We start from the raw sequence: 1,405 nt of genomic DNA, 5'->3' as shown, positions 1-1,405 counted from the left end.
TTTGAGATTGGCATTAGCATGTCAATTCCTCCTTGGGTGATTAAAGAAACTGACTCAGGCATCGAGTTAGATATATTGCGAGCGAGCCTCGATCCTGAGCGTTATGATATACGTCCGGTTTATGTGCCATTTGAGCGAGCATATAAGTTGTTTGATGATGCGCAGTTAGATGCCGTGATGAATGCAAAGGCCAATGTTGTTAAGAGTGGTTATTTGTCCCAAGCCGTGGTGACATTTCAAAACTACGCAATAAGTCTGGCATCCAAGAACTACCCTGAAGATATATCTATGTCTTTTCTTCAAGATAAAACGGTTGTAGGTTTTCAAAAAGCGAAAGACTTTCTGGGTAAAGAATATGCTGTGATGGCACGCACAAACCGGCATTATCAAGAAGTTCCAAAACAAGATTTTCAGATAAATCTACTCTTTATCAGAGAGCTTGATTTTATCGTGATGGATAAGAGTATTTTTGGATATTATTGGTATAAGGCAAATCAGGGAGATCGCTACTCTCGCTTGGCAAAGCAGCGCTTTAGTCAAAAGGTCAGATTTCACCCCTTATTTAAACCAAGTCATTACCCGTTTTTATTCCGAGATAAGCTGGTCAGAGATGACTTTGATCGTGGTTTGTCAGAAATTAAATCAAGTGGTCGCTATCAAGAAATCCTGGATAAATACGACCACTTAAGTAATTTGTATCAGCACTGATGTAAACGAAGAAAGCAGAAAGCAGAAAGCTTATGAGGCGATGACCACCTCGCCTTGCTCAAACTTCAGGTAGAAGCAACTTCTACGATGAGTGTGACAAGCTGCTTCATCTTGTGTGACCAGGGCTAGTAGTACATCACCGTCGCAATCCGTTCTCATCGATACCAGGCTTTGCCAGTGGCCAGAGCTTTCTCCTTTGCGCCATAAAGACTTTCGCGAACGGGACCAATAGCACATCTTGGAGGTTTCGAGAGTTTCTTTTAATGACTCGCGATTCATCCAGGCAAACATTAGCACCTCTCTCGTCTCATGGTCCTGGGCTATTACGGGTATTAAACCCTCTTCAGAGAAGTTTAGTTCGTTTAATACTTTATCTAAGGGATAGGAGGTGCCTTCAGCATCGTTTTCGATCGATTTAAACCAGGACTTCATATTTAAATTACCTATATTTACGAGTTATGCGCTGAGATGTTTGGGTTTGGCAAGTCGAGATAAAAGGCTACCATTAAGTCCTAATGAAAACGACAAGACGTAGAGCATACCAAGTGTCAGTATGATCGCCGGCCCGGTTGGCCAGCCAGCATGGTATGACAAGAGTAAGCCGATATAACAACAGAGAATTGCAAAACAAGAGGACGCCAAAAGCATCATATCGAGGCTCTTGACCCAATACCTTGCAGAGGCTGCAGGCAAAATC

3 protein-coding genes are annotated in these 1,405 nt (G+C 42.5%); 1 reads left to right on the top strand and 2 read right to left on the bottom strand.

Annotation, left to right across the window (positions count from 1 at the left end; translation table 11 throughout):
- Positions 1–708: ABC transporter substrate-binding protein (locus tag A3763_RS25410; RefSeq protein WP_156495331.1), on the top strand; the 708-nt coding region annotated here is incomplete at its 5' end.
- Between the two features lie 30 nt (positions 709–738).
- Here A3763_RS25410 and hisI read toward each other — a convergent pair.
- Positions 739–1,140 carry a phosphoribosyl-AMP cyclohydrolase gene (hisI, locus tag A3763_RS25405; RefSeq protein WP_068508721.1) on the bottom strand — a complete coding sequence of 134 codons (402 nt, stop codon included), beginning with the start codon at positions 1,138–1,140 and terminating at the stop codon, positions 739–741.
- A 24-nt stretch (positions 1,141–1,164) separates the two neighbouring features.
- On the bottom strand, positions 1,165–1,405 hold a 241-nt coding region (locus tag A3763_RS25400; protein WP_197483126.1), incomplete at its 5' end, for a metal ABC transporter permease.

The sequence above is a fragment of the Oleiphilus sp. HI0128 genome (genome assembly GCF_001635365.1).
Note: the sequence above shows the minus strand (reverse complement) of the source record. Positions and strands in the feature narration are given on the sequence as shown.

Bases quoted from the DNA above. Each gene is read 5' to 3' on its own strand.
- hisI (WP_068508721.1), bottom strand. From the start codon at position 1,140: ATGAAGTCCTGGTTTAAATCGATCGAAAACGATGCTGAAGGCACCTCC.